At 60.5% G+C, this 21,162-nt stretch carries 20 protein-coding genes and 1 pseudogene; 13 read left to right on the top strand and 8 right to left on the bottom strand.

The window, feature by feature from the left end:
• Window positions 1–51 precede the first annotated feature (51 nt).
• A complete protein-coding gene (locus ACGJAX_RS17880) occupies window positions 52–414 on the top strand; it encodes an NUDIX hydrolase (protein ID WP_248916416.1) in 363 nt (120 codons plus the stop codon).
• A gap of 11 nt (window positions 415–425) precedes the next feature.
• Here the strand turns inward: ACGJAX_RS17880 and ACGJAX_RS17875 are convergent, their stop codons facing one another.
• From ACGJAX_RS17875 to ACGJAX_RS17855, 5 genes are all read right to left on the bottom strand, one after another.
• Window positions 426–1,199, bottom strand: a complete 774-nt coding sequence (locus ACGJAX_RS17875) for a 1,6-dihydroxycyclohexa-2,4-diene-1-carboxylate dehydrogenase (RefSeq protein WP_390955561.1) — start codon at window positions 1,197–1,199, stop codon at window positions 426–428.
• Window positions 1,200–1,383: 184 nt separating this feature from the next.
• The gene (benC, locus tag ACGJAX_RS17870; protein WP_247254991.1) at window positions 1,384–2,397 is read right to left on the bottom strand and encodes a benzoate 1,2-dioxygenase electron transfer component BenC; all 1,014 of its coding nucleotides are present in this window, start codon (window positions 2,395–2,397) and stop codon (window positions 1,384–1,386) included.
• Window positions 2,398–2,407: 10 nt separating this feature from the next.
• Complete coding sequence (gene benB, locus ACGJAX_RS17865) at window positions 2,408–2,896, bottom strand: benzoate 1,2-dioxygenase small subunit (protein ID WP_390955560.1); 489 nt, start codon at window positions 2,894–2,896, stop codon at window positions 2,408–2,410.
• Window positions 2,893–4,257 (bottom strand): benzoate 1,2-dioxygenase large subunit, encoded by a 1,365-nt coding sequence (gene benA, locus ACGJAX_RS17860; protein WP_090323281.1) that lies wholly within the window; start codon window positions 4,255–4,257, stop codon window positions 2,893–2,895. Before benA ends, benB begins: the two co-directional genes overlap by 4 nt.
• 202 nt (window positions 4,258–4,459) lie before the next feature.
• Complete coding sequence (locus ACGJAX_RS17855; RefSeq protein ID WP_390955559.1) at window positions 4,460–5,866, bottom strand: cytosine permease; 1,407 nt, start codon at window positions 5,864–5,866, stop codon at window positions 4,460–4,462.
• A gap of 323 nt (window positions 5,867–6,189) precedes the next feature.
• On the opposite strand from ACGJAX_RS17855, the gene ACGJAX_RS17850 reads away from it, so the two are divergent.
• Window positions 6,190–6,675 (top strand): flavin reductase family protein, encoded by a 486-nt coding sequence (locus ACGJAX_RS17850; protein ID WP_247254994.1) that lies wholly within the window; start codon window positions 6,190–6,192, stop codon window positions 6,673–6,675.
• Window positions 6,676–7,058: 383 nt separating this feature from the next.
• On the opposite strand, the gene ACGJAX_RS17845 is transcribed toward ACGJAX_RS17850, so the two are convergent.
• Window positions 7,059–7,763 carry a methyl-accepting chemotaxis protein gene (locus ACGJAX_RS17845; protein WP_390959907.1) on the bottom strand — a complete coding sequence of 235 codons (705 nt, stop codon included), beginning with the start codon at window positions 7,761–7,763 and terminating at the stop codon, window positions 7,059–7,061.
• 201 nt (window positions 7,764–7,964) lie between these two features.
• Window positions 7,965–8,849, bottom strand: a pseudogene (locus ACGJAX_RS17840) (cache domain-containing protein); the annotation flags it as partial.
• A 369-nt stretch (window positions 8,850–9,218) separates the two neighbouring features.
• On the opposite strand from ACGJAX_RS17840, the gene ACGJAX_RS17835 reads away from it, so the two are divergent.
• The 8 genes from ACGJAX_RS17835 to ACGJAX_RS17800 all read left to right on the top strand — a co-directional run bounded on the left by ACGJAX_RS17835 (window position 9,219) and on the right by ACGJAX_RS17800 (window position 16,411).
• Complete coding sequence (locus ACGJAX_RS17835) at window positions 9,219–10,262, top strand: LLM class flavin-dependent oxidoreductase (protein WP_247254996.1); 1,044 nt, start codon at window positions 9,219–9,221, stop codon at window positions 10,260–10,262.
• A gap of 130 nt (window positions 10,263–10,392) precedes the next feature.
• Window positions 10,393–10,545 carry a hypothetical protein gene (locus ACGJAX_RS17830; RefSeq protein ID WP_167361809.1) on the top strand — a complete coding sequence of 51 codons (153 nt, stop codon included), beginning with the start codon at window positions 10,393–10,395 and terminating at the stop codon, window positions 10,543–10,545.
• 133 nt (window positions 10,546–10,678) lie between these two features.
• Window positions 10,679–11,356, top strand: coding sequence for an isochorismatase family protein (locus tag ACGJAX_RS17825; RefSeq protein ID WP_390955558.1), 678 nt, complete (start codon window positions 10,679–10,681; stop codon window positions 11,354–11,356).
• Window positions 11,357–11,361: 5 nt separating this feature from the next.
• Window positions 11,362–12,723: a cytosine permease gene (locus ACGJAX_RS17820; RefSeq protein WP_390955557.1), complete on the top strand. Its 1,362-nt coding sequence runs from the start codon at window positions 11,362–11,364 to the stop codon at window positions 12,721–12,723.
• Between the two features lie 145 nt (window positions 12,724–12,868).
• Window positions 12,869–13,321, top strand: a complete 453-nt coding sequence (locus tag ACGJAX_RS17815; RefSeq protein ID WP_390955556.1) for a hypothetical protein — start codon at window positions 12,869–12,871, stop codon at window positions 13,319–13,321.
• A 172-nt stretch (window positions 13,322–13,493) separates the two neighbouring features.
• Window positions 13,494–14,342, top strand: coding sequence for an AraC family ligand binding domain-containing protein (locus ACGJAX_RS17810; RefSeq protein WP_390955555.1), 849 nt, complete (start codon window positions 13,494–13,496; stop codon window positions 14,340–14,342).
• Between the two features lie 47 nt (window positions 14,343–14,389).
• Window positions 14,390–14,776, top strand: a complete 387-nt coding sequence (locus ACGJAX_RS17805) for a cupin domain-containing protein (protein ID WP_090323296.1) — start codon at window positions 14,390–14,392, stop codon at window positions 14,774–14,776.
• A 150-nt stretch (window positions 14,777–14,926) separates the two neighbouring features.
• The gene (locus ACGJAX_RS17800) at window positions 14,927–16,411 is read left to right on the top strand and encodes a CoA-acylating methylmalonate-semialdehyde dehydrogenase (RefSeq protein WP_390955554.1); all 1,485 of its coding nucleotides are present in this window, start codon (window positions 14,927–14,929) and stop codon (window positions 16,409–16,411) included.
• Window positions 16,412–16,530: 119 nt separating this feature from the next.
• Here ACGJAX_RS17800 and ACGJAX_RS17795 read toward each other — a convergent pair whose 3' ends face one another.
• Window positions 16,531–17,370, bottom strand: coding sequence for an enoyl-CoA hydratase-related protein (locus tag ACGJAX_RS17795; RefSeq protein WP_390955553.1), 840 nt, complete (start codon window positions 17,368–17,370; stop codon window positions 16,531–16,533).
• A gap of 508 nt (window positions 17,371–17,878) precedes the next feature.
• On the opposite strand from ACGJAX_RS17795, the gene ACGJAX_RS17790 reads away from it, so the two are divergent.
• From ACGJAX_RS17790 to ACGJAX_RS17780, 3 genes are all read left to right on the top strand, one after another.
• Window positions 17,879–18,787, top strand: coding sequence for a LysR substrate-binding domain-containing protein (locus ACGJAX_RS17790; protein WP_390955552.1), 909 nt, complete (start codon window positions 17,879–17,881; stop codon window positions 18,785–18,787).
• 106 nt (window positions 18,788–18,893) lie between these two features.
• Complete coding sequence (locus ACGJAX_RS17785) at window positions 18,894–19,916, top strand: TIGR03571 family LLM class oxidoreductase (RefSeq protein WP_390955551.1); 1,023 nt, start codon at window positions 18,894–18,896, stop codon at window positions 19,914–19,916.
• A gap of 29 nt (window positions 19,917–19,945) precedes the next feature.
• Complete coding sequence (locus tag ACGJAX_RS17780) at window positions 19,946–21,058, top strand: alkene reductase (RefSeq protein WP_390955550.1); 1,113 nt, start codon at window positions 19,946–19,948, stop codon at window positions 21,056–21,058.
• The last annotated feature ends 104 nt before the right edge of the window (window positions 21,059–21,162 follow it).

Genomic DNA, 21,162 nt, shown 5'->3' with positions numbered 1-21,162 from the left:
AAATATTGCATTTTTGTTACAGTTCAATGACATAAAGCGATCAGACAGCACATGAAAGTACGCGCAACCGTCATTTGCGAGCAGGACCGGCACATCCTCCTGGTGCGCAAGCTCAGGTGTCGCTGGGCGCTGCCCGGTGGGAAAGTCGAGCCCGGCGAAACCAGGGCCGATGCCGCCATACGCGAACTGCAGGAAGAAACCGGCCTTTATGCCGACGAGATGCTGTACCTGATGGAACTGGAATCCGGCGACACCCGGCACCACGTCTACGAAGCATCCGTGGTGAATCTGCATGAGGTCCGGGCGCAAAATGAAATTGTCGACTTCATCTGGTTCCCGCTGGATGCCGTACAAAACCTGAGCACCAGCGACGCGACGCTGCGCATTATCAGAGCGTTTCAGCGTCGCTTGTAATTGCCGGTGCGTCAGCCCTGATCGCCACCGCCCACCGGCATGACCATGCCGGTGATATAGGAGGCTTCGTCGCTGGCCAGAAACAGAATAGCCCCGGCCTGCTCATCCAGCGTCCCGTAGCGCTTCATCAAACTGCTGTCGAGGGTTTGATCGACGATCTGCTGGTACCAGATTTTCTCCTGCGCGCTCTGCTCGGCGCTATTGCGCGGGATGACTCGTGGTGGCGCTTCGGTGCCGCCCGGCGCGGTGGCATTGACCCGCACGCCGCGCCCGGCGGTTTCGAATGCCAGGCAAGCGGTCAGTGCATTCACGCCACCCTTTGCCGCGCCATAGGGCACGCGGTTGACACTGCGGGTGGCGATGGACGAGACGTTGACGATCGCCCCACTGCCCTGCTCCAGCATGAACGGCAAGGCGGCATGGCAGCACCACAGCGTCGGAAACAGCGAGCGGCGGACTTCGGATTCGATCTGCGAGGCCTCGTAGTGCTCGAACGGCTTGGCCCAGATCGTGCCGCCCACGTTATTGATCAGCACGTCGAGCCGATCAAAGCGTTCGACGGCGGTGTGCATCACCCGATTGCACTCATCGTATTGCTCAAGGTCGGCCGTCAGGGCCAGGACCTGACAGGTCGGCGCCAACGCCTTCTGCACCTCGAACACCAGGTCGGAGCGATCGACCAGGATCAGCTTCGCGCCTTCGGCGGCCATGCGTTCGGCCACCCGGCGCCCGATGCCCTGGGCCGCGCCGGTGATCAGCGCGACTTTATCGTGAAATCTGTTCATGTGTACCCCATGACTAAGGATGCAGGTCAATGAAGAAGTAGCGGACAAAACACGCTCCTGTGGGAGCGAGCCTGCTCGCGATAGCCGGCTCACAAGGCGACATCGATGTCGAATGTTCTGCCCTCATCGCGAGCAGGCTCGCTCCCACAGTGGTTCAGTGTCGTGCTCGGGATGTACGCGCAACTCAGGCCGCGCTGGCGGCGAATTTTTCGTAGTAGAAGTTCGCCGGCTTGATGCCCTGCTCGCCGATGTACTTGCTGACCGCTTCCACCATCGGCGGCGGGCCGCACAGATAGACGTCGACGTCGCCATCGTTCAAATGCTTCGGTTCGATGTGCTGGGTCACGTAGCCCTTGAGCGGGTGCCGGCTGTCAGGACTGGCCACACAGGCGCTGTAGCTGAAGTTCGGGATACGCGCGGCAAAGGCTTCCAGGCGATCGAGTTCCACCAGGTCGAAATCGTGGGTCACGCCGTAGATCAAATGCAGCGGATGTTCACTGCCCTGCTCGGCGATTTTCTCCAGCATCGCGGTGAACGGCGCCAGCCCGGTGCCGCCGGCCAGCAACAACAACGGCCGACGGATGTCGCGCAGGTAAAAACTGCCCAGGGGACCGGCCAGGCTCATGCTGTCACCAGCCTTGGCCATGCCGGTGAGGAAGGTGCTCATCAAGCCGCCGGGCACGTTGCGAATCAGGAAACTGACTTCGCCGTCGCGCTGCAACGAGCTGAACGAGTAGGCGCGGGTCTGCCCGCTGCCGGGAATCCCCAGGTTCACGTATTGCCCCGGCAGGAACGCCAGTTTGTTCAAAGCCTCGCCCTTGATCGACAGCGCGATGGTGCTGTCGGACAACTGGCGCACAGCGCTGATGGTGGCATCGTAGCTGGCTTGCTGGGTGCGGCAGACCTCCGACGACACCGGCACCCGCACCACGCAATCGCTCTGGGCGCGCATCTGGCAGGTCAGTACAAAGCCCTGCTCGGCTTCATCGGCGCTGAGGGCGTCTTCGATGTATTCCTCGCCCAGGTCGTAGCGACCGGCCTCGGCAAAGCACTTGCAGGTGCCGCAGGCACCGTCACGGCAGTCCAGCGGAATGTTGATGCCTTGACGGTACGCGGCATCGGCCACGGTTTCGCCGGCATTGGCGTCGATGAACCGGGTGACGCCGTCTTCGAAGTTGAACGCAATGGAATGGGTCATGACGGCCGCCTCACAGGTGATAGACATCGATGACCTGACGAACGTAGTCGTTCTTCAGGATCACTTTCTTGGCCTTGATCAGCGGGTTTTCACCGCGCACATCGAGGGTGTAGAAACTGCTGCCGAAATAGCTGTCGACGGTCTTGTAGCGAAAGCTCAGGGTGTGCCAGTTGAAGCGCACCTTGCACAGTCCGTCGGCCTGTTCGAGCAACTCGATGTTGCTGATGTTGTGCGAGGTGCGGGTGTCCGGAATGCTCGCACTGGAACGCTCGGTCTTGATCCGGAAGACGCGGTCTTCCAGGCCGGTGCGGTTGCCGTACCAGATCAGCGAGATTTCCCGCTGCGGGTCTTCGGTCAACTCATCGTTGTCGTCCCACGACGGCATCCAGAATGTGGCGTCCGGGGCGTACAACTCCAGCCACTCATCCCATTGCCGGTCATCGAGGTAACGCGCTTCGCGGTAGAGAAAATCGCGCACACGGTCATAGGTGATGGTCATTGCACGGTCTCCACGGCAATCAGCCCGGACTGCTCGTCCGCCAGGGCCTTGAGCATGGTCTGCTGCCAATACTTGTGTTGCAGCACGAACAGGCCTTCGTCTTCGGTGCGCACACCGCTGAGCAGCGGGTGCAGGTCGATCTCTTTGGCTGCTTCGTCGGCACCTTCGATCCAGTGCTCGGCACCGCGGGACATGTCATTCCAGGTGGTGACGCTGCCCTGGTAGCTGGTCTGGCAGGAGCGGAACTCCTCCAGGTCATCCGGGGTGGCCATGCCGCTGACGTTGAAGAAATCTTCGTACTGGCGAATCCGGCTCGAACGCGCAGCGTCGCTCTCGCCCTTGGGGGCGATGCAGTAGATGGTGATTTCCGTGCGGTTGACCGAGATCGGCCGGGCAATGCGGATCTGCGAGCTGAACTGATCCATCAGGTACACGTTCGGGTACAGGCACAGGTTGCGCGAGTTCTCGATCATCCAGTCGGCGCGGGCCTTGCCGAAGTCCTGGGCGAGTTCGTCGCGACGCTCGTACAGCGGACGGTCCTCGGGGTTGGCCCAGCGGGTCCAGAGCAGCATGTGGCCCTTGTCGAAGGAATAGAAACCACCGCCCTGCTTGGCCCAGCTGCCTGCGCTCATGGTCGGGTTGGTATCACCGGCCTCGCGCTGTTTGCGCTGGTTCTGGGTCGCCGCGTAGTTCCAGTGCACGGAGCTGACGTGGTAACCGTCGGCACCGTTTTCGGCAGTGAGTTTCCAGTTGCCTTCATAGATGTAGCTGGAAGAGCCGCGCAGCACTTCCAGGCCATCGGGCGACTGATCGACGATCATGTCGATGATCTTCGCCGACTCGCCCAGGTGCTCCACCAGCGGCACCACATCGGCCTTGAGGCTGCCGAACAGGAAACCGCGATAGGACTCGAAACGCGCGACTTTGGTCAGGTCGTGGGAGCCTTCGCAGTTGAAGCTCGCCGGGTAGCCGGCATTGGCCGGGTCCTTGACCTTGAGCAGCTTGCCGGAGTTGTTGAACGTCCAGCCATGGAACGGGCAGGTATAGGAACTCTTGTTGCCGGACTTGTGCCGGCACAGGGTCGCGCCGCGATGACTGCAGGCGTTGAGGAAAGCGTTGAGCACACCGTCCTTGTTGCGCGCGATGAAGATCGACTGGCGCCCCATGGTCGTGGTGTAGAAATCATTGATATTGGGGATCTGGCTTTCATGGGCCAGGTACAGCCAGTTGCCTTCGAAGATGTGTTGCATCTCCAGATCGAACAGGCGCGGGTCGGTGAACATCTCGCGCTTGCAGCGATAGAGGCCTTGGGCAGGGTCGTCTTCAAGCAGGGAGTGAAGATATTCGGGTCGCAGGGTCATGGCCGCCGCCTCCGTTGTTATTGTTCAGGCAGGGTCATGCTAGGACGAGGGGGGATGACGGACTATCCGCGGGGTGCAGACCTTTATCCGTTTTGTGCAACAGATGAAGGGGATTCTGGCGGCAACTTCCCCGAACAACACCAGAAAACAAAAATGCCCGGCCAAAGGCCGGGCATTCCAGACAAACACTGCCAATCAAAAATCAGTCAGTAAAACCAAACCGCGCCACCCCGCTCAACCGAGCCTGCCCACGGGTCGCCAGGCAGTAATACAGTGGACACGTCACCACCAACCCCACCAGCCACGACAGATCCGCCCCCTCAACCAGATTGGCGTAAGGCCCGACATACAGCGACGTATTGGCAAACGGCAATTGCACGATGATCCCGATGAAATACGCCACGATCGCGTGCAGATTGAAGCGCCCATAGATCCCGCCGTCGGCACGGAAGATCGAAGCAATGTCGTAGCAGCCACGCTTGATCACATAGAAATCAATCAGGTTGATCGAAGCCCACGGCACCAGCACCAACAACAGCGCCAGAATCAGCCCGATGAACTGCGAGATGAAATTCGCCGAAGCGCCGAGCGCCACCACGCAGCAACCCGCCAGCACCACGCTCGACAACACCACGCGCACCTTGATGCTCGGCGTCCACTGACTGGCGAAGGTCTGGATCGAAGTGATGATCGACAGCACCGCGCCGTACAGATTCAAGGCGTTGTGACTGATGATGTTGAGCAGGAACAGCACCATCAGAATCGGCCCCAGCCAGCCGGTGGATTGCTTCACCGCAGCCATTGCTTCAGTGCCTTCCGGGGTCGCCAGGACCGCCACCGCGCCGAAGGTAAATGACAGGATCGTGCCCAGGGTCGCGCCCAGGTAAGTGGCGAAGAACGGACGAGTGATGCCGATATCCGCCGGCAGGTAGCGCGAGTAGTCCGACACGTAAGGCGAGAAGCTGATCTGCCAGATGATCCCCAGGGACACCGTGGCCAACCAGCCAGACAGGTTGAAACCGCCGCGGGTGAAGAAGTCCACTGGCAAGTCATGGGCGAAGATATAGAGGAAGCCGGCGAGCAGCGCGCTGCCCATCACCCAGGTGCCAATGCGGTTGAGGGTGTGGATGAAGCGGTAACCGATCACCCCGATGGCGGTGGCGCTGAGGGCGCCGATCAGGATGCTGGCGGGCACCGGCACCGAAGGCACGATGCCGACGATCGACTTGCCGGCCAACACGATGTTGGAAATGAAGAAACCGACGTAGATCAGGGCGGCAAAGAACACGATCAGCAACGCGCCATAGCGGCCGAACTGACCCCGGCTCTGGACCATTTGCGGAATGCCCATGCGCGGGCCCTGGGCCGATGCCAGGGCAATCACCAGCCCGCCGACCATGTGCCCCAGGGCAATCGCCAGCAGCCCCCAGAACAAGTTGAGATGGAACACTTGAACCACCATGGCACCGGTGACGATGGGCAGGGGTGCAATGTTGGTACTGAACCATAGGGTGAAAAGATCGCGGGCCTTCCCGTGGCGCTCTGCGAGTGGAACGTAGTCGACCGTGTGATTCTCGATCAACGGGTCTTGCCGGGACATCTGGGACATATGCATGAACTCGAGTTTGTCTGTTCTTATCTTTGTATGAAGCCAAACCGGGGGGACTCTCTGGCCGCCCCTCAGATGCGCACCATATTATGGTATTCCAAACCTTTCACAAGACTGATCCGGTCTTTGCGAGCCCATCTGATGCGCAATCCTGCCGCAAAACCGCACGCTGTGCCTAGCTGAAAGCCGCGTATTTACTGACTTCAAGACTAAAGGTGCACGTTTATCGGGCCGCAGAAAAAGCGCTTGCAAACGATGTATTACGGTATACCATCAGACCTACAAACTCATAAAAACCAAGCTTCACACCCGAGGACAGTCCAATGATCGATGCCGCCATCTACAAACAAGTCATGGGCTCGTTCCCGTCCGGCGTAACCGTGATCACCACGCTCGACGACGACGGGCAAATCGTCGGCCTGACGGCCAGTGCGTTCAGCTCGCTGTCCATGGACCCGGCCCTGGTGCTGTTTTGCCCCAACTACAGCTCCGATTCCTACCCGGTACTGATCAAGAACAAACGCTTTGCCATCCACGTGCTGTCCGGTGGGCAGCAGAGCGAAGCCTATGCCTTCGCGCGCAAGGGCAAAGACAAGGCGCAAGGCATCGAGTGGACACTAAGCGAATTGGGCAACCCGATCCTGGCCAACGCCACGGCGGTCATCGAATGCGAACTGTGGCGCGAATATGAAGGGGGCGACCACGCGATCATGGTCGGCGCGGTGAAGAACCTGATCGTGCCCCGGCACAACGCCGGACCACTGGTGTATTGCCACGGCAAAATGGGCGCCCTGCCCGTTCCGGCCTGATTTCAAAAGATTCCGCCGTCGCTCCTACCGTTTTGATCGGGCTATCAGACCCGCAAGCCTCGCGCCCGCAGGGACGACGCAAATCCCCGTGGGAGCGGGCCTGCCCGCGATGGACGTCAACGATAACGCTGGCTGTCTGAATTCCCGTGGTGTCCGGGCGTTTTTCGCGAGCAGGCTCGCTCCTACAGGTCAGCCCAAACGCGGGCTGGCTCGCTCCCGCAAGCGCCACGCAAATCCTTGTGGGAGCGGGCCTGCCCGCGATGGACGTCAACGATAACGCTGGCTGTCTGAATTCCCGTGGTGTCCGGACGTTTTTCGCGAGCAGGCTCGCTCCTACAGGTCAGCCCAAGCGCGGGCTGGCTCGCTCCTGCAGGGGCCACGCCTTAGGTACGGAACCGATTGACCAGGCCATTCAACGTCTGCGACAGCTGCGTCAGGTTCTGCGCGTCCTGGCGCGTGGCATCGGCCAGGCTGGCGACCAGTTGCGCATCACCGTGGATCTGGCTGATGTGCCGGTTGATATCCTCGGCCACCTGATGCTGTTCTTCCGCCGCGGTGGCGATTTGCGTGTTCATGTCGCGGATCACGTCCACCGACTCGCGAATCAACCCGAAACTCTCCCGCGCTTCATTGATCGACAACACCGTCTCCTGGGACACCTCCAGGCTGGCGTGCATCTGTTTGCCCATCTGGTGGGTACGCCGTGCCAGATTGCCGAGCAAACCATCGATTTCACTGGTCGAGTCCGATGTGCGCTTGGCCAGCGCCCGCACTTCGTCGGCCACCACCGCAAAACCACGCCCCTGCTCGCCCGCTCGCGCGGCTTCGATGGCGGCGTTCAACGCCAACAGGTTGGTCTGCTCGGCAATCGAGCGAATGGTGCCGAGGATCGACTGAATGTCATTGCTGTCCTGCTCCAGTTGCTGCATCGCCTCGGCGGAGTGGCTGATTTCCTCGCTCAGGCGCCCGACATTGGTCACCGCCGCGTCGATCTGCTGTTGCCCGGTGCGCGCCTGGCGCTGGCCGTTATCCGCCGAGTCGGCGGCCTGGCTGCAAGAGCGCGCCACCTCATTGGAGGTGGCCACCATTTCATGGAATGCCGTAGAGACCATGTCCACGGCTTCGCGTTGGCGTGCAGCGACATCGGCCATTTCCGCCGAAACTTCGGTGGCGCTTCCCGAACTGCTGTGGATCTGCCCCGACGCCAGACCAATGCGCTGGATCAGGGTGCGGATGGCTTCGAGGAACTGATTGAACCAGCCGGCCAACTGCGCCGTTTCGTCCCGACCACGCACGGTCAGGCGCGCGGTCAAATCGCCTTCGCCCTGGGCGATGCCTTCCAGGCCGCTGGCGACGCCGCGAATGGGCTTGACGATCAGTCCGGCAAACCAGGCGCCGGCCATGGCGAAGAGTGCGGCGCTGACCAGCGCGATGAGGGCAATCACCCAAGTCAGGCGCGTGGCCGCGGCCATGACTTCACTTTCCCGGACCACGCCGACAAAACGCCAGCCCAACGATGCCGACGGCCAGACGAAGGCCATGTAACGCTCGCCCGCCAGTTCGACCTCGACCAGGCCCTTGCCGGCCTCGCCCAACTGCCGATAACCGTCACCCAGATCAGCGAGTTTCTTGAAGTTGTGGCTTGGGTCATGGGGATCGACCAGCACCGTGTTGTTGCCTTCCATCAGCATCAGGTAACCGCTCTCGCCCAGCTTGATCTGCTTGATCAGGTCAGTCAGTTGCTTGAGCGACACATCGATGTTCACCACCCCGCCGTTGCCGCCCAGGCGATTGCTGAAGCTGCGCACGGTGCTGACCAGCACCACATCGTCGGCCGCCCAGTAATAGGCCTCGGTGCGCAGGGTCTTGCCGGGCTGGGCCATCGCCGTTTTGTACCAGGGACGGGTACGCGGGTCATAACCGGCGAGTTTCGGATCGCCCGGCCAGAACACATACCCGCCCTCCTGCGTGCCCAGGGACAGATAGGCGTACGCCGAGTGACTCCTGGCCAGCCCGGCGAACAGATCAAACAGCCGCTGATCCTGCTCGCCCATCGCCACTTGCGCCGCGTCGCTGGACAGATAGCGCTTGAGATGGGCGTCGATATTTTGCAGCTGCGGGTGTTCGGCGAGGTAGGCGACGTTCTGGCTGATGCCTTCGAAAAACAGCTGCATGGCGTTTTCCACCTGGCGGATCTCCCGCCCGCTGCTGTCGATGAAGGTCTCGCGCGCCTCGTTGCGCACATTGAGGATGATCCACACCGCCACCAGCAGCACCGGCAGGCTGGCGATCAGCGCGAAAGCCATGATCAGTTTTTGTTTTATGTTCATCGAGCTCGCCTTCCTTGTGAGGTGAGAATGTGACCGTCGGAGAGAAATATTTTGCGGATATTCCATATTATGGTATACCAATAACCCATCAGCCGAACAGCCGTCCTCAGGAACGCGCTTTACACTGGCGAGAACAACGGGGAGCCCCGCGCTCATTCCAGGCAACAGGCCCGCAGTCGACAGGCCGACAACAAAAGATCCGAGGTAAGCGTCATGAAATTTTCCCTGTTCGTACACATGGAACGTTGGGACGAAAGCATCAGCCACCGCCAGCTGTTCGAAGACTTGACCGAGCTGACCCTGATGGCCGAAGCCGGCGGTTTCAGCACCGTCTGGATCGGTGAGCACCACGCCATGGAATACACCATCTCGCCGAGCCCGATGCCGCTGCTGGCCTACCTGGCCGCCAAGACCACCACCATCCACCTGGGCGCCGGCACCATCATCGCGCCGTTCTGGCACCCGATCCGGGTTGCTGGCGAATGCGCATTGCTGGACGTGATCAGCAACGGGCGCATGGAAGTGGGCCTGGCCCGTGGCGCTTATCAGGTTGAATTCGACCGCATGGCCGGTGGCATGCCCGCATCAAGCGGCGGCCAGGCATTGCGGGAAATGGTTCCGGTGGTCCGCGCGCTGTGGCAAGGCGACTACGCCCATGACGGCGACATCTGGAAATTCCCGACCTCCACCAGCGTGCCCAAGCCGATCCAGAAGCCGAACCCGCCGATGTGGATCGCCGCTCGTGACCCGGACTCGCACAATTTCGCCGTGGCCAATGGCTGCAACGTCATGGTGACGCCGTTGATGAAAGGCGACGAAGAGGTCCTGGACCTGAAGAACAAGTTCCAGACTGCCTTGGACAACAACCCGGACGTGCCGCGCCCGCAACTGATGGTGCTGCGTCACACCCATGTGCACTCGGTTGACGATCCTGAAGGCTGGAAAGTCGGGGCCAAGGCGATCGCCAAGTTCTATCGCACTTTCGATGCCTGGTTCGGCAACAAGGAAACCCCGGTCAACGGCTTCCTGGCGCCAAGCCCGGAAGAGAAATTCGCCGGCCGTCCGGAGTTCGAACTGGACAGCCTGCACAAGACCGCCATGATCGGCACCCCGGAAGAGATCATTCCGCGCATCAAGTACTATCAGGAATTGGGTGTCGACGAGTTCAGCTTCTGGTGCGACAACAGCCTGCCGCACGCCGAGAAGAAGAAATCCCTGGAGCTGTTTATCAAACACGTGGTCCCGGCGTTCCGCTGAGTCCTCTGCGTTGCTGTCTGTAGGAGCGAGCTTGCTCGCGATGTTCGTCAACGATAACGCTGGGGGTCAGACACCCCGCGGTGTTCTCAGGTTTTTCGCGAGCAGGCTCGCTCCTACAGGGTTGATTCCCATGTTCAATGGTCGTCTCCAATCACTCGCCCTACCCTCCGGCGCCGCGCGGGCTTACCTGCGCGGTGAATGGACCGCTTCGCACCTGCATTTCAAGCGTCTGCGCGCCAGTGTTTCGGCCAAGCAGAACGGCTTCTGGCAAATAGTTCACTAAGCACTCCCGAACAGGAATCCACGTACCTCGGCGTCGGGCGGTAGCCTCGCGTTTGCGGTGCATTGTGCTTCGGCCCGGTGTTTATCGGGCTGGCTGGACGCAACAGTGTCCGGCCCATGATCAGGTTTGCTCTATGAACAATAAAAACGCACTGTTGATCATCGACATGCAACAGGAGGACGGTTTCGTCCTCGAACACTTCGATTCGGTGCTGGCCAACACCGCCACACTGCTCGAAAGCACCCGCCAGCAGCGGGTCCCCGTTATCTATACCCGCCATATCAACCAGGCCGACGGCAGTGATCTGCCACGCGGCGAACCCCGCGCGGCCGACGGCGGCCCGAGCGGTTATCGCGCCGGCACACGGCAAGTGGAGATCATCCAGAGCCTCGCCCCGCGGCCCGGTGAAGCCATCGTCGACAAAGGCCGCTACAGCGCCTTCCACCGTACCGACCTCGATGCCCGGCTCAAGGCACTGGACGTCGACACGCTGATCATCGGCGGCGTGCTCACCGATGTCTGCGTGCTGACCACGGTGTTCGACGCCTTTGCCCTCGGCTATCACATTCGCCTGGTCAGCGATGCGTGCACCACGACCACCCAGGCCGGGCACTATTCGGCGCTGTTGATCATGGCCAACTGGGTCTACTCCCTAGAAATCCTCACCACCGGCGAATGCCGGCGTGCCCTGGAAAACCGTGACTACGTGAGCCTCAATCCCGAGCACCCGGACCAGTTCGCCCACCAGCCCCATGAACTGCAAAGCACCATCGCCCGGCTGCAAACCCACCTCGTCCGGACTCAGGAGTGATCGCCATGCACGTTGAAAAAAGAAGCATCGATTTCATCCCCGAAGCCGAACGTCATGGCCAGCCGGGTTCACTGTTCTTCATCTGGTTCGGCGCCAACATGAACATCACCACCATCGCCTCGGGTGTGCTGCCGGTGGTGATGGGGCTCAACCTGTTCTGGAGCGCCCTGGCGATCATCGTCGGCTCGTTGGTCGGGGCGATATTCATGGCCTCGCACTCCGCCCAGGGACCGAAACTGGGCATCCCGCAGATGATCCAGAGCCGGGCCCAGTTCGGCGTGCTCGGCGCGGTGCTGCCGCTGCTGTTCGTGATGCTGATCTATCTGGGGTTCTTCGTCAGCAACACCCTGCTCGCCGCCCAGGCGATGGAGTCGGTCAGCCCGTTGCCCGCCAATGGCAACATCTGCCTGATCGGCGCCTTGTGCTTCGTCGTCGCGCTCTATGGCTACCGTTTGATTCACCGCTTGCAGAAGCTGCTGTCGATCCTTTCGCTGCTGGTGTTCGTCGTCGCCACGCTGTTCGCCCTGCAACTGTCGATTCCGGCCGAGCAATGGCTGCCGACCGGGTTCTCGCTGTCGAAGTTTTTGGTGGCCGTGAGCATTGCCGTTACCTGGCAGCTGTCGTATGCGCCGTATGTCGCCGACTACTCGCGTTACCTGCCCAGCCAAACACCGACTGCCAAGGTGTTCTGGTACAGCTACGCCGGCACGGTCAGTGGCGGTGCGTGGATGATGATTCTCGGGGCGATCCTGAGTGTCGGCATCGGCGACTTCTCCAGTAACGTCGGCGGTCATGTCGCCGGGCTGTTCGGCAGTGGTGCCCTGCTGCTGTTCGCCTTCATCGTCTACGGCCAGGTGTCGATCAACGTCTTCAACCTGTATGGCGCCTTCATGTCGACCATCACCGTGATCGAACCCTTCGCCCGCCTGAAAGTGACGCCCCGGGTGCGCGGTCTGTTCATGCTGGTGATCAGCCTGGTGGCCACCGCCCTGTGCACCATCAGTCAGGACGACTTCATCACCTTCTTCCTCAACTTCATTTTCTTCATGAGCTACTTCCTGATCCCGTGGACGGCGATCAATCTGGTGGACTACTACTGCCTGCGCAAAGGTCAGTACCGGATCGATGACATCTTCGACCTCAACGGGATCTATGGCCGGGTCAACTGGATCGCCTGTGGCAGTTTTGTGCTGGCGATTGCCCTGGAAATTCCGTTCATGAACACCACGCTCTATGTCGGTCCGGTGGCCACGGCGCTCGACGGCGTCGACCTGGCCTGGCTGGTGGGGCTGCTGGTGCCCGCGTTGAGCTACTTCTGGCTGATGAAGCTCGGCAAGCGTGCGCCGGTGCTCAAGCAAGCGTCGTAATCATTAATCTGTGGCGAGGGAGCTTGCTCCCTCGCCACAAATCAGTGTTCGACCTTGAGTGGACAGCATTGCAGTCCCGGGACAGCGATTAATGAGCTATACCCCTTAATCACCCATTGCGGTTCTTCTGTGCAGGAGGTTGGCAATGAAATTCAGACACTCACTTGCAGCGCTCGTGGCCACGGCCAGTCTGTTCGGCTGCACCACCTCATCCAACCAGAGCGCGTCCATCACCCTGGTGGCCACCCGGCAGAACACCGGCCAGATCGGCAATGTCGCCTTGTCCGACTGGGGCAAGCAGACCGGCCTCAGCTTCTTCATCAGTGGCGTTCCCAACGGAGCGTCGCTGCCCCTGCGCCTCTATTCCTTCATCAATAAGGGTAGTTGCGAAAAACCCGGGCCCGTCGCCTATGCCATGAACGACAAGGTCAACACCGAACGCCAGGCCGTACGCGGCTGGACGTTCTCCAGAAGCGCCCCGGTGCCGTTGTCTACCCTGCTTGCCGGCGATTACTCCATCGTCGTGCGGACGGCGGCGACCGATGGCAGCGTCGATATTTTCTGCGGGGATATCAAGCCGGCAGCGGCGGCGAAGTAGCCACCACCCGTTGGTCTTTCTGCGGTTTCGCCACGCAAGTCATCCGGATACTGCCGCCGGGTCCGGGCATCCCGGCGCCCGCACGTTGTTGGCAACACACCACGATTCAAGGGTATCGTTGTGCTGTCGGCTGACGTTCGCCGACGTGAGGCACACCTTTGCGGATACTCCCATGGATCGAGAGACACCACTCCCAGCGTCCGACTGGGTCCTGCGCAATACCCAACCCGGACGAGTGGAAAGAATCGAAGCCTGGTTCGGCGGTCATGGCTATGATCCGCATCGTCACGACACCTATTCCATCGGACGAACCCTCTCGGGCGTGCAGAGCTTCCATTACAGGAAGTCCCTGCGCCATGGCCTGCCGGGAAATACCCTCGTCCTGCATCCCGACGAACTGCATGATGGCATGGCCGGCACCGAAGCCGGCTTTCGCTATCGCATGGCCTATGTCGATCCAGCCCTGATTCAGCAAGTGCTCGGCGGAGAACCGTTGCCGTACATCGCCGGCGGGCTGTCGAGCGATCCACGCCTGTACCAGGCCAGCGAATCGTTCGTGCAGGCAATGGATTATCCGCTCGAAGCGCTGGAAGAACAGGACGCGCTGTTCGACCTGGCAATGGCCCTGAGGGCCGTCGCCGGCAAGCCCCGCGGGCGCAAACGGCTGGATTACCGGGCCGCCGAACGCGCCAGGGATTTCATCCTGGCGCACCTGCACCAGGGCATCACCCTGGAAATGCTCGAACATGCCAGCGGGCGCGAGCGCTGGAGCCTGTCGCGGGATTTCAGGGTCCTGTACGGCACCAGCCCCTATCGGTTCGTGACCCTGCGCCGCCTGGATCAATTGCGTGCGCTGATCCTGGATGGATTCACCCTGGTGGATGCCGCGCTGGCAGCCGGTTTCCATGACCAGGCCCACATGACCCGCCACTTCACCCGCTGTTACGGCGTACCGCCCTCGCGCTGGCTCGAACGCCTGCGTACGCACGGCCAACTTGCAGGATCGTACAAGCGTCGCTGACCCGCATTCCGCTAGCCTGAGGACTCTCATTTGATCGAGGATCCGACATGTCCAATCTGCCAAACGTTGCGCCTTTGCAAGCCATCAACCTGGCGCACAAGGCTGCGCTGATCGACCAACAATGGAGCCCACGGGTCGTCGCAGAAATGAACGACTACCAGTTCAAGGTCGTGCGTATCGAAGGCGAGTTCATCTGGCATTCCCACCCGGAAACCGACGAGGCCTTCCTGGTGCTAGAGGGCGTACTGCGCATCGACCTGCCCCATGGCAGCGTGTTCGTCGGCCCGGGCGAACTGTATGTCGTCCCTCGCGGCATGGAACACAGGACGGCCGCAGAGGGTGAAGCCAGGCTGATGATGATCGAGCCACGGGGCGTTCTGAATACCGGCCACGAAGGTGGCGAGCGCACCGCCACGAATGATGTGTGGATCTGAACAACAGGCCGAGAAAAGCGCTCCATCGTGCGACGGTTGGCGCGCCCACAACCTTGATAAACGCCGAGGCGAGCGCATAGTGTCGGGCGTGGAGTTATGGATCACAGCATGTTGCTGCCAGTACAGGACCCTGACGTTCAGGAGAACCGTATGAGCGAAGCAAATCAAGGCTCAGTGCGCCAATTGAGTCATTTCATCGACGGTCAACACGCTGCAGGCGCGAGTGGGCAGTTCGTTGACGTAATGGATCCAGCGCTAGGCCGGGTGACGGGCCACTTGCCGGTCGCAAACACAGATGAAGTCGACGCCGCCGTCGCCGCTGCGAAAGCCGCGTTCCCGGCCTGGAGCGAAAACGCACCGCTCAAGCGTGCGCGTTTGATGTTCAAGTTCAAGGAACTGCTCGAGGCGCATAGCGACGAACTCGCAGAACTCATCACCCGCGACCACGGCAAGCTGTTTGAGGATGCAAAGGGCGAGGTGATACGCGGGATCGAAATCGTCGAATTCGCGTGCGGCATTCCAAACCTGCTCAAGACCGATTTCACCGATCAGAGCGCCCCCGGCATCGACGCGTGGAATCTGCGTCAACCCGTCGGCGTGGCCGTCGGCGTCACGCCATTCAACTTCCCGATGGTGGTGCCGTGCTGGATGTTCGTGATGGCGGCAGCGACCGGCAACACGTTCATCCTCAAGCCCTCGGAGCGCACTCCGTCGGCATCGATCCGGCTTGCCGAGCTGTTCATCGAAGCGGGCTTTCCCAAAGGCGTATTCAATGTCCTGCACGGTAGCAAGGCCGTCGTCGATGCACTGATGCAACACCCCGATGTGGCTGCGGTATCTGCCGTCGCCTCGACGCCGGTTGCCGAATACATCTACAGGGAAAGCGCGAAGTACGGCAAGCGCGTGCAAGCGTTGGGCAGTGCGAAGAATCATCTCGTGGTCATGCCCGACGCCAATCTCAATAAAACGGTCGATGCGATCATCCACTCGGCATACGGCTCGGCCGGCGAACGTTGCATGGCGACGTCAGTCGTGGTGGCGGTTGGGAGTATCAGTGATGAGCTGATCGAACGTCTCGCGCAACGCGTGCGTTCGCTCAAGATAGGCGGTGGCATGGAGTCCGGCCTGGACATGGGGCCGCTTATCAGCGCCGCGCATCGCACCAAAGTGTTGGGCTATATCGATGCAGGTCTCAAGGCAGGTGCCAGGCTCGTCGTCGATGGTCGCGGCCAGACCGTGGCCGGCCGTGAAGAAGGCTTCTTTCTCGGCGGCTCGCTGTTTGACGAGGTAACGCCGCAGATGAGCATCTATCGAGAGGAGATTTTCGGGCCGGTCCTGTCGGTTGTCCGGGTGCCTGATCTTGCGAGCGCAATTGCACTCGTCAACGCCCACGAACTGGGGAACTGCGTATCGCTTTACACATCCGACGGCGGCGCGGCGCGCACATTCACCCGACAGATTCAGATCGGTATGGTCGGCATCAACATTCCGAGTCCAGTGCCGTCAGCGTGGCATTCGTTCGGGGGCTGGAAACGATCGATGCTCGGTGATCATCACGCATACGGCGAGGAAGCCGTGCGCTTTTACACACGCTACAAGAGCGTCATGGAGCACTGGCCCGATTGTCTGCACTAAATATAGCGCTCCAGTGGAGCGCTATACCTGTGACGGCGCAGCCGGTGAGATCAGCTGTGTACGGAACGTTTCCAGAGCAGTACTCGTGGCTGCCCCTTCTTTAAGCACCTAAGGGGTCATTATTTCGACTCCTCACCCAAGGTGCCGGTGTAATGAGCCAGGCGTTTCTCGACGTCGGCTTTTTCCTGCAGCCCAAGCTCCATCAGCTGTTTGATGCGGGCCTGCGCCGCTGGACGTTTCACCGAGCCGATGAAACCTTCCCATTCAGCCGCGATGGCCTCGTTGGGCGGAAGGCTGGCGGCGTCGACCAGGTGCTTGATGCCCGTAATCGACTGTTTGTCGAACCGGGCGATACGACGGGCCATGGTGTCGACGAATTTATCCAGCTCTGCGTCGGGCAGCGCTCGGTTGACATAGCCGTACAGCTCGGCAAGTTCGCCGTTGATGTCATTGCCGGTCAACAGCACCTCCAATGCCCGACCACGCCCCATGAGCCTTGGCAGTCGGGCCATGGGGCCACCACCGGGCACGAGTGCGGCGCCGATTTCCCATTGCGAGAGGATGGCTTTCTCGCGGCTGGCAAAGCGCATATCGCTGGCCAGGGCCAGTTCGCTGCCGACACCGGTGGCACGACCGCGAATCGAGACGATCGACACCACTGGTGCCTTGCTCAACCGCACCAGCATGTCGGGCAGCGGTGGCAGGCCGGTCGGGCCGTTGGGCAGGCTGGTGGTGTCAGTCAGCGGGGGGACGAAGTCATAGTGGGTGAGGAAGAAGTCCGGCACATCGCTGTCGAACACCACGACCACCAGCTTGGGATCGGACTCGATGGCGGTGACCACCTCGTTCAACTGCGGCATGGTTTCCGGACCATAGATGTTGTACGGCGGGTTGTGGAATGTGACCCGCCAGTATTCGGGCGTGATACGTGTGAGCTTGATTTGCTGTTGATGTCTCATGGCAGCTTCTCCAGAGAATGCCTGAGGACATGCGAATTCCCGTTTGAGCCGTCGTTGTGGCCTGCCAATGATTGATGAGGTCGTGAAAAATCACGCCCGTTGCTCCGTTCCTTCTCGGGTCAACACATGTGCATGGGTTTTGAGCGCAGACCGGAATGTGGCCTGGCACGGTCGGCAGCAGCGGCGGCTGAAAATGGAAGGTGGCGTGATGGGCCCAGGATCAGCGGGATCCGGGGAGCGAAACATGTCGCCTTGCGCGGACAGCTCCGACCGAATAAGCGTAGCAGCGAAAGGTGGGCTCGCAAGTCACATAACCAGATGAGAGCACTGACAGCCCCCCTCAATGGCCCCGTCAGCAGGAGCCAAAACTTGATTCGACAGCGGTTTTGACTTTGAGACACTGCCACGTTGGCTGGGTGATAATTTTGTGATCCCCGGCTGACAGAAAAACCAGTCGTTGGGACGTCATTTCCCGCTACCACGCGTAACTACTGGAGTAGAGCGACCCATGGAAGCCAACCGATTCGGTGACATCGCGGCGTTTGTCTCGGCTGTGAAGGCTGGAAGCTTTACCTCGGCAGCCGCTTCACTCGGTCTGACCCGATCGGCGGTAGGTAAAAGTATCGTTCGTCTTGAAGGTCGAATGGGAGCACGGCTTCTCAATCGCACGACGCGCAAGCTGAGCCTGACCGACGAGGGGCGGGTTGCCTATGAACGCTGGAAGCAAATTCTCGAGGATCTCGATGAGGTGGAAGCAACCATGGCCTTGCGCCGTGGGCGGCCGACCGGCACTTTCAAACTCACCGCCCCCCTTTCCTTCGGTCAGCGCCATATCCTGCCGATTCTGGATGCTTATCTGAAACAGTGGCCTGAACTTCGCGCGGACGTCTGGTTTACCGATCGTTTTGTCGACCTGGTCGAAGAAGGTGTCGACATCGCAATCCGCATTGGCGCGCCAAAAGATGCTTCACAACTGTTAACCCGAACCGTGGCTTGGCAGCAGTTCGCAACCTGTGCCTCGCCGTCTTATCTGGCCCGTTGCGGCGTACCGCACACGCCTGCTGATCTTGTCGGGCATGACACCATAGCGTTCATCAGTGGCCAGGCCAGTGTCTGGCGTTACCAGACGCCCTCCGGACTTTATTTATACGAACAGCCAGGGCGGCTGAACATCGACAGTTCTGAAGCCATGCGCGAAGCGGCGTTGACTGGCATTGGCCTGATTCACTTGCCGACCTACATCACCGGTAACGACCTGCGCGACGGAACCCTGGTGGAAGTACTCAAACCCTACCGTGCGTCGCCCGACCCCATCCGGATCGTCTACCCGAGCAAGCGTCAGTTGTCCCCGCGTGTCCGTGCCTTTATTGATCTGTTGATTGAGCGCTGGGAACCAGGCGTGCCTTGGGAGACCTGAAATCATTAGGGACTCAGCGGACCAGGTAATGGTCTTTTACTGATGTTTATCCGAGCTGAGGATTCAATAAAGATGTCAGTCATCGCCACTCACCGAGACTGCCATCATGACTTTCGCCACCCAACCCTCGCCGCACGTGCAACCTGCCGCCCTGCCGACCGCTCATCCCTCGCTTGAGCGCCACCCTGGTTTTCAGCGTCTGTTCAAACCACAGGCACTGACGGTTGGCCTGATTTTGCCCCTCGAAACCCACGCCGGCCGAGCGGCACCGACCATGCGTGACCACGTGGAAATGGCGCAACGCGCCGAGGCGCTGGGTTTTGGCGCGCTGTGGATGCGTGACATTCCTTTCTACGACCCGGATTACAACGATGTGGCACACATCTTCGAACCCCTGGTTTACATCGGTTTTTTGGCCGCAGCCACACGCAGCATCGTCCTGGGAACCACCGGTATCGTGCTGCCTACCCACGAGCCCATGTATCTGGCCAAGCAAGCAACGTCCCTGGATCAGTTGAGCGAAGGGCGCTTGGTGTTGGGGCTGTCCTCTGGGGATCGATTCAGCGACTACCCGATGCTGGGTATCGATTATGAGACCCGTGGTGATCGTTACCGTGATGCCTTTTCAGTGTTTCGTACCCTGATTGAGCAGGACTTTCCGCGTTTTCGCTCCGAGCGATTCGGTCATTCATTCGGAAACCTCGACCTTGTGCCGAAAGCGCCCTATGGCCGCGTCCCTTCAATCGCAGTCGGCCAGGCGCAGCAGAGCATTGAATGGTTGGCCGAACACCTCGATGGCTATCTGGCCGGCGTGCAAAGCCCCGAGCGATTGGCTTCGCTGGGCGAGAGCTGGCACGCCAAAGTACGTGAGATCGAAGGCCGAAATGCTTTCAAACCGTTAGGCCTGGGTGGCTATTTCGACCTCAGCGACAACCCGGACCTGCCATTCCAACGCATTCAGGGAGGCTTCCGGGCGGGGCGCAACGGCCTGCGCAATTACCTGGAGCAAGCGCAAGCTGCCGGTATTTCGCACATCGCGCTTAATCCCAAGGTCAGCCGCCAACCCTACGCAGAGATTCTCGACGAGCTCAGCGAGCACATCTTGCCGCACTTCCCGTCGCACGTTTGAGGTCTGGCGCGTTTTTGGAGGATCAGCACATGTCATCTCTTTTCGACACTTACAATCTGGCCGGTCAGCAGTTGTCCAATCGCATCGTCATGGCGCCAATGACCCGCGCCCGCGTCAAGGACACCGTGCCGTCTGCGGACATGGCGACCTATTACGCCCAGCGCGCGGGAGCGGGTCTGATCATCACCGAAAGCGCTCAGGTGTCCGGGCAGGGGCGTGGCTATCTCTATACCCCGGGGATCCACACACCCGCGCAGATTGAAGGCTGGAAACGCGTGACTGACGCGGTTCATCAAGCCGGAGGGCGCATTGTCATCCAGCTGTGGCATGTAGGGCGGATCTCGCACTCATCCTTGCTGGAGGGACGAGCACCGGTCGCGCCTGTGGCCGTGCCCGCCGCGCAAACCTTGGTGCACGCTTATGACAGCGACGGCCAACCCGCGCAGGTACCGGTGAGCGCGCCTGTTGCTTTGGATGCCGAGGGTATTCGACAGGTCATCGCAGACTTTCGACAGGCCGCGAAAAATGCCATGACGGCGGGTTTTGACGGCGTTGAAATTCATGCGGGTAACGGCTACCTGTTTGAACAGTTCATCAACGGCGGCTTCAACACCCGTGAAGACCGTTACGGTGGCCCTTCGATTGCCAATCGCCTGCGTTTATTGCTTGAGACGGTCGATGCCGTGAGTGCGCAGATCGGCCGCACGAAGGTGGGAGTACGCGTGTCACCTTTTGCGAGACTGGCTGATCTGCACGCGTTCGATGAAGAAGAGGCGACGTGGCTCGCACTCGCCGGAGCCCTGTCCCAACGCGAGATCGCCTATCTGCACGCCAGCCATTTGGGCACGCCAGACTTTCAAAGAGCCATCCGTGCGGCCTACTGCGGCACCCTGATCCTGTCGGGCGGTTACACCCATGAAACAGCGCAGCAGGCGATCGATGAAGGGGTGGCGGACCTGGCGGTTTTTGGCCGGCCGTTCATAGCCAACCCCGATCTGGTCGATCGCTTGCGGCATGGCTGGCCGCTGGCCGAAGCAGGACGTGAAGCGTTTTATGGCGGTGGCGCACAAGGCTATATCGATTATCCCGCCTACTCGTCGAAAGACTCGCAAAGGGCCTATACCTCTGTGCGATTTTCGTAACCCCCGGCGGCCCACGTGGCAGCATTGACGGGTTGCACCGTTGCCAGTTTTTGAAGGTTTACGACAAGCCTGTTTTTGCAAAAACTGGCGCTGTAATACCTTGA

It is taken from the genome of Pseudomonas moorei, assembly GCF_042846945.1.
Classification (GTDB): Bacteria; Pseudomonadota; Gammaproteobacteria; order Pseudomonadales; family Pseudomonadaceae; genus Aquipseudomonas; species Aquipseudomonas moorei.
Note: the sequence above shows the minus strand (reverse complement) of the source record. Positions and strands in the feature narration are given on the sequence as shown.